Origin of the sequence: Marivita sp. (assembly GCF_020055635.1) — a bacterium.
Classification (GTDB): Bacteria; Pseudomonadota; Alphaproteobacteria; order Rhodobacterales; family Rhodobacteraceae; genus Marivita.
This window is the reverse complement of record NZ_JAIPUT010000108.1, coordinates 1-6,700: the sequence shown is the minus strand read 5'-3', so window position 1 is coordinate 6,700 and position 6,700 is coordinate 1. Positions and strand designations below refer to the sequence as shown.

At 56.6% G+C, this 6,700-nt stretch carries 6 protein-coding genes and 1 pseudogene; 1 reads left to right on the top strand and 6 read right to left on the bottom strand.

The window, feature by feature from the left end; genetic code table 11:
- Positions 1–759: pseudogene (locus LCF60_RS22850) on the top strand (hypothetical protein); the annotation flags it as partial.
- Positions 760–826: 67 nt separating this feature from the next.
- Here LCF60_RS22850 and LCF60_RS22845 read toward each other — a convergent pair.
- The 6 genes from LCF60_RS22845 to LCF60_RS22820 all read right to left on the bottom strand — a co-directional run bounded on the left by LCF60_RS22845 (position 827) and on the right by LCF60_RS22820 (position 6,385).
- Positions 827–1,621 carry a sulfotransferase family 2 domain-containing protein gene (locus LCF60_RS22845; RefSeq protein ID WP_292294843.1) on the bottom strand — a complete coding sequence of 265 codons (795 nt, stop codon included), beginning with the start codon at positions 1,619–1,621 and terminating at the stop codon, positions 827–829.
- Positions 1,622–2,073: 452 nt separating this feature from the next.
- Entirely contained in the window at positions 2,074–2,670 is a 597-nt protein-coding gene (locus tag LCF60_RS22840) for a hypothetical protein (RefSeq protein ID WP_292294842.1), read from the bottom strand.
- Positions 2,667–3,218, bottom strand: coding sequence for an isoprenylcysteine carboxylmethyltransferase family protein (locus LCF60_RS22835; protein WP_292294841.1), 552 nt, complete (start codon positions 3,216–3,218; stop codon positions 2,667–2,669). Before LCF60_RS22835 ends, LCF60_RS22840 begins: the two co-directional genes overlap by 4 nt.
- A gap of 269 nt (positions 3,219–3,487) precedes the next feature.
- Positions 3,488–4,933 carry an ATP-binding protein gene (locus tag LCF60_RS22830; protein ID WP_292294840.1) on the bottom strand — a complete coding sequence of 482 codons (1,446 nt, stop codon included), beginning with the start codon at positions 4,931–4,933 and terminating at the stop codon, positions 3,488–3,490.
- A 334-nt stretch (positions 4,934–5,267) separates the two neighbouring features.
- Positions 5,268–5,567: a type II toxin-antitoxin system RelE/ParE family toxin gene (locus LCF60_RS22825; RefSeq protein ID WP_292294839.1), complete on the bottom strand. Its 300-nt coding sequence runs from the start codon at positions 5,565–5,567 to the stop codon at positions 5,268–5,270.
- The gene (locus LCF60_RS22820; protein ID WP_292294838.1) at positions 5,564–6,385 is read right to left on the bottom strand and encodes an ABC transporter substrate-binding protein; all 822 of its coding nucleotides are present in this window, start codon (positions 6,383–6,385) and stop codon (positions 5,564–5,566) included. Before LCF60_RS22820 ends, LCF60_RS22825 begins: the two co-directional genes overlap by 4 nt.
- Positions 6,386–6,700: the final 315 nt, after the last annotated feature.

Sequence of the window (6,700 nt, the reverse complement as noted above, 5' to 3'; positions counted from 1 at the left end):
TCCAGTGGCACCAACACCGAGGCGAACGTCATCCGGTCTGTCGATAATGGCAGTAATCTGTACTATGCATTTGACAATCAAAATGGACCCACCAACTTTACGATTTCTGGGTCTCAAGCGCTGACGATTACAGCCGAAGTTGGTGTGGGTTTGACCGCCAGTTCCGACGAGCGTGGTTTTGAAAGTGCTGTCAATCTTGACGCCTCTGATGCAACAGGAAACCTTCGCATTGCCGGTTCTGGCAACGCGGACGTCCTTCAAGGCGGCTCCGGGGATGACATCCTCTATGGGTTGGGCGGCGATAATGTTTTGATTGGTAATGACGGCTCCGATCAGTTCCGGTTTTTCGACTGGAGTGGAACCTCAACGCTTCAAGACTTCGCTGTCGGACAAGATAAAATTGGCTTGGAACGTGTTGATTTTGGGAACACTAACGCAACGCAAGCCGGTACAATTCTCAACGCAAACGACTATATTGACAACGTTTCATCGATCACAGGAATGTCGAATGCAGAAAGCAATCGGGTAGTTGAGCTCCAGTCGGCCTTGTCTCAAAACCAGATCGAAAATCAAGCAGGTAGTGCCACAGACGCATATATCCTTGTCTTCAATTCGACCTCTGGAAGAGGGGAGCTCTGGTTTGACACAGATTGGTCAACAACAGGTGGTCGAAGCCAAACCGCCATTATCGATGACATCACGGATCTGGTTGAACTGACTGGGTTGTCGAACAGTGATATTGTAGAGTATACCTTTTAAATCAGAAGGTTGTTAAAAATTTGCGATGCTTCTCGGATGATCGTATATGCCCTCGAAGGCTATAAGATCATCCGGGCTGGAGGGTTAACCATTTTCGCATGCGTCCCATGAAATTTGTTGAGTCTGACGTGGTATTCTGATTATTCTCCAATGATTGAACGTCTGGTTTTGAGCCTATCTGATCGTTGGACAGAAATCTTGCATAGTCATAAAAGAGAAAATCGTATTTTAGATCTTCCCGGCACTCGGCCAGAAATCCTTCATCAAGATCAATTTCTGGAGACACAGAGCGATCTTCGGAGACATTTTCCTTGGGAATCTCGGTGGGTTCTCTAACTTCGCTCTGGAGCTCGGGGATGCTTTTCACGAATTCGTCCAAGCTCTCGACAGTACCGACTTTGTAGTCTCCAAGATTCTGGCATGCTTGTCGGAAGAGTAACGACATCTCTATCTCACGGGCCTTGTCCGTCGATCGCAGGCCAAGCATAAACATAGCCATGTGTTTTTCACTACGACTGTTTTCTGACCTGAAGTAGTCTTCAAAGGTCATGGCTGTCATGGCACGTTGGTCGTTAGTTGCTTTATCCGGCTCAGTCATTACAGCAAAATGTGCATATTTGTATGAGCTTATAAGTCTTTGAAGTGGGTCGCGCAGTAGGACGACTCGCTTCCTTCCAGGAAATAATTCCCGAACCTCGAAGTGATAGAAATGGCCACCGATAGCCGGGATATTTTCTAAATCCTGCCGTAAATTACTTTCAAGAGCTTTGCCGTTTTGAAAATATCTACATTCACCCAGTTGCTTTGTAATTAACTGGGTGAAGCTTGTTCCACCGCATTTCGGTATATGAAGGAATAGCAACTTGGTGTATTAATCTCGCGTCTTTACTGAAGCTTCGTTCTTCGTCTGCAGGAGCATGGCGCGCAATTAGGTGACAGTTTGGCGAACCCTGATCGAGCAATTTTGTATCTTTCCAAAGGGAGCTATACTCAAAGATTGGTGACGGCCTTGGTGAGGTAGCGATGCTAAGTTGCTTGATCCAATCCTCGAACTCAAGCCCCTGGATGATCTCTGGCAGACAGTTTGGACTGAATATTGGTTTTCCAGTCGCGATCCCAGTCATTACGCTGCCCCTTGGAAGGATACCGTGGCGCACAAGCTGCTGACTTGCTTCTTCGTCCAGCAGATGTGCGTGTTCCGAAATGAAGGCGCAAACTTCCGCTTGCACTTGCCGTTATCGTCAACTCCATAGCCTCACACATGCCATACCACCTTCCTTCCGGGTGCAAGACCTGAGCGACGGATGAATGACCTCAGCCGGTCCGTGCCGTTGCCCGGAGTGTGGATGTCTTGTCGGTCGCATCAGCCTGTCGAAGATCGAGCCCCATAAGGACGAGCTTCTTGTTCAGATCGCCGTAGATGCGGGGCTCGGAGAGCGCGGTGAACCCGTAGCTGCGACGGTAGAACTCGATCTGCGCGTCCTGAACGGCAGCGACGCCATAATCTGCGTGCCGGCCTTTGTCATAATGATAGCAGAGGCGGAGGATCCTCCGGGCGATCAGCAGCCGCAAGGCGCCCATGTCGGGGGCGATCGCGAACCGCGCGCCGTCGAGCAGGGTCATGCCTGACCGGATCTTCGGCATCAGGAGGTCCGGAAAGGCCGCCATCGTCGCCGAGCTGTGGTTGCATCTGTCGAGGACATGCAGCCTGATCGTGCCGACGATCCGTCCCTTGAGCCGGATCATGAAGACCTGCGTGGCCGGAGCGAAATCATACGCGTCGAGGAAGGTCTGATCGGGGCGGGGATCGATCAGACCCTCGGCAAGATAGCACCTGTGGCGGAACGCGCCCACGGCCCGGAAGTCCTCGTCGGTACGCGCTTGTGCACACTCAAGCAGACTGGCCGTCACGCTCGGGTCCTCGAGACAAGCTTGGGAAGCAGGAAACCGGCGTTTTCCTGGTAGGCAAGATACGCGTCCGCGTAGCGGCCCTGCTTGAGCGTCCGTTCCTCGCGGAGCGCGGAATAGATATAGATGAAGAGCAGGGTGGCGAAGACCACGACCGAGGTCGGATGGGTCGTCCCCAAGGCGCAGGCAAGCCAGAACAGGATGTAAGACACGTAGAACGGGTGCCTGACATATCGCCAGGGCCCGGTCGTGATGATCCCGTCGACCTTGGTCTCTTCGTCGAAGGCGAGGGACAGGTTCTTCTGCTTGCTGTGACGGACCGCCCAGAAGAACAGCGCGAAGGCCAGGCCCATCAGGACAAGCGAGGCCACGGTGAACTCGAGGCTCCAGAGGAAGGCATGCGTCAGGAACGCGAACAATCCGACGAGCGAGACAAGCGAGATGACATACATGCCCCGAGGGAATTTTTCCGACGCGAAATGCTGCCTCGTCGCGGACGAGATCACGAGGAAGTAGGCAAGGGCGACAAGCCCGATGAGAAAGTCGAACACGGATGAAGCCTGCTGCGTGACCCGACATGGCCATGTGCGGCCACAGAGGGTTCTTCGGCTGTTGAGGCCGCCGATTGGAGTGGAAAGATTTACTACTGGCAACCTACTGGGAGGTACGCCGCAACACGCAGCGTAGATACCCTCTTAAGTTGAGCTTACGGTTAATAGAAGCAAGCATCAAGCAACTTCAGCCTGATACGGCAAAAGGCCGCTGGGAAGCAGTGATGACCCGGCGTCAGTAAGACCGGGTTATGTGGCGCCTCGCACGGCTAAGAGCGTGCGGATGCCGCAATCGGTCGATCGGTTTCATCCGGGTCCGCTGGGGACGCCCCTGGATCGACACGCGGTTTGGAGTCGAAAACCGTCTTGCAGGGCAGCCCGATGAAGAAGGTCGTCCCCTTTCCAAGCTCGCTTTCGTAATCGATCGTTCCGCCCATCGCCTCGATGATCTCGCGCGAGATGGCCATGCCAAGCCCGGTTCCGCCGAACTGGCGCTGATCGGAGGAGTCGAGCTGGATGAACCGGCCGAACACCGCCTCCTCGGACCCGTCGGGAATACCGACGCCGCGGTCGCGCACGAAGATGCGGGCCCGCCCGGCATCGACCTCGAGCCCGATATCGACATCGCCCTGGTCCGGCGAGAACTTCGCCGCGTTCGAGATGATGTTGCTCAGGACCTGCATCAACCGCTCCGGGTCGGTGTGAACGTAGACCGGGGTTGTGCTGTTCCGGTCAAGCTTGAGGGTCACATTGTACTTTTCAGCCAGTCCCAGGTGCGAACCGAGCGCATCGGCAATGAAGGCCCCGAGCTCGATCGTCTCCTTGTCGAAGGTCATCTTGCCTTCCTCGATCCTCTGCAGGTCCAGAAGGTCGTCGACGAGATCCGCGAGGCGTTTGCTGTTCTTTCCGGCCAGTCCCAGCAAGGATTGTGCCTGCGGCGAGAAGGTGCCGAACTTGCCCGAATTGAGAAGATCGAGCGAGCCCTTGATCGATGTGAGTGGTGTGCGTAGCTCGTGGCTGACGACGGCCACGAACTGGGACTTGAGGACAAGCGCGGCCTTGGCGCGCTCGTGCTCGGCTTCCAGAGTCTCAAGTTGCTTCAGGTCGCGGCGATACATGCCCAGGAACCGCAACGAGCAGTCGATCAGGAAATACATCACGAAAATGACGGTGAAGAATTGCAGCCACATGTCCGACGACAGAGGGGGGCGGTAGACCCAAAGGTCATGGATCGTGATGACAAGGAAGGCGACGCCATAGACCGTCAGCCGGATCGCCAGAATGCTGGCAAGCTGGTGGTTGTTGATGGCGGAATAGAGCGCGCCGGCGAACAGGCAGAACATCGCCGTGAAAAGTCCGGAGCCGCCCGCGGTCACGCCGACCCAGACGGCATAGAAGCTGATGGTCACGACGCTGACACCCGTGTTGACGAGGAAGGCGGCGAACACCGTCCGGGTGGCCTTGGCATCACCGGGTTCGATCCGGTTGGTCTTCCTCGCCAGGGTGAGATCCACGTATTCGCAGGTCATGCAGATCGCAAAGAGCAATGCTGCCTTCCCTGGCGGAAAGAACCACATCGTCAGGATCGTCAAGGCAATGAAGATGCCCTGACGCTGCCAGGTCAGGGTGAGCACCGCCCGTGAATAGTCCTGGAGGTTCTTTAGCAAACGTCGAGTGTCGGCGGCTTTCGCGACGATCGGGCTCTCATTGCTCATGACAGCCACCAGGCGCACTCTTGGCGCAGAGCAAAACGTGCCAGGGGCCGTGCCGGTCGCTTTCGCGCGGCGGCCCGTGGCGCACGTGCCGTTTCGTGCCTGAGAGGATGGTCTCTGCGGAGCAACGCATCGAGATTCCGTTTCGATTGTTCGCCCATTCGGGATGATGTCTTTCGAGACCTTGAGCGAATGGTTCAAATGCCTCCCCAATTTTTTATAACTGTGAATTCGGGCAAGATTGTGAAGCTGAAACGGCTTTTTCGACATGTGCGGGATGTGGCCCGCGCAGATCACCATGCGCCACGAACTGACGGTTCTGCAGGGGCGCAGGGCGTCAGCCGGCAGGGAAAAGGATCGCCTCGACATCCATTGCGCCGTTCAGGATATGAAGGATGGTGATCCGGTCAGCGCCGATGCGGTAGAAGATCAGGTATCGGCCGTGCACCCTGCGGCGGACTCCGTGATGTTCGTAACGGGGCACCACAGGCCAAGCTTGCGGCATGTCGGCAATGTCGAGGCAGAGTTGGGTGAGCTCGCGCACAAAGCTCAGCGCCCGCACCGGGTTGTCCTGGGCGATAAAGTCGCCGATTGTTTCAAGGTCCGCCTCGGCCTCGACTGTGATGAAGGTCTTCATTCCTTGGGGTGACCTGACCCTTCATACTTCCGTTCGAGGCGCGCGACGACATCCATCAGCGGCTTTGCCCGTCCGGCCTCTTCATCTTCCATGCCGCGCACCAATGCGCGTCCGAAGCCTTCGACCACCTCCGGGTTCTCGGCCAAGTAGCTTTCCAGCACCGCGTAACCGTTGCCGAAGAAGCCGAGGTACTCATCTGGCGTGATCTCGCGAAGATCGATCCCGCGCGAGGCCAGGATCGCAGAATCGCTGATCGCGCCGGCATAGGCCTCCACTTCTTCGCGCAGGAAGGCGACCGCCGCCGTACCGCCGTCACCCACCGGCAGGAAGGTGTAGTCCTCCCCGCGCGACATGCCGGCCCCGGACAAGATCGCCTCTGCGAAGGAGACCTCCGCCCCGTCGGCGGTCCCGACACCGATGACCTCGCCGGCCAGGTCAGCCGGCTCCTGGTAGTCGGAGTCCGCGGGCACCAGCAAGCCGAACACGCTCTTGGGATAGAGGTTGTAGATGAACACGACGTCGAGGCCGCGTGCCCGTGCGCCGAGCACAGGCCCGGGTCCGGGGGCGCCGATCTCGGCTTGGCCCGACGACATTGCCTGAAGCACCGAGGACGAGCCGTCCACGGCCTGGACATCGAGGATGAGGCCCTCGTCCTCGAAATAGCCTTCGCCGATTGCGGCCCACATCGGCGCCCATGTGACGGCCGACGGGTTCGGCACGGCGACGGTGATGTTTGTCTGTGCGAAGGCGCCTCCCGCCAGACCTGCCAGCATTGCGCCAGCCGCCGCAGCACAGCGTAGCCCTTGAGTGATTGTCATGATTGCTTGTCCTCCCTGTTAGCCGGCCCGGTCCCCCGAGCCCGTTGGTAACCCCGTTATCGTATATAATTCGGGCCAGAAATCACTAAATATATATATAATATTGATAAAGATCTGCGAGAAATGCTTATAAATTATTGAAATTCATAAAGATTATTAAGCCCTCGCCAATCTTGGCCCGAGAATATATATATATTTATGAAACAACAGGGAGATCACCATGACAACTGTCGACGAGGCGCCGGCACCTGCCGAACTGGCCGTCACCGGCACCGATGCCAAATTTCCGGTACGGCGCATCTACAGCATCGGCAA

Bases quoted from the DNA above. Each gene is read 5' to 3' on its own strand.
- LCF60_RS22830 (WP_292294840.1), bottom strand. From the start codon at position 4,933: ATGAGCAATGAGAGCCCGATCGTCGCGAAAGCCGCCGACACTCGACGT.
- LCF60_RS22825 (WP_292294839.1), bottom strand. From the start codon at position 5,567: ATGAAGACCTTCATCACAGTCGAGGCCGAGGCGGACCTTGAAACAATC.
- LCF60_RS22820 (WP_292294838.1), bottom strand. From the start codon at position 6,385: ATGACAATCACTCAAGGGCTACGCTGTGCTGCGGCGGCTGGCGCAATG.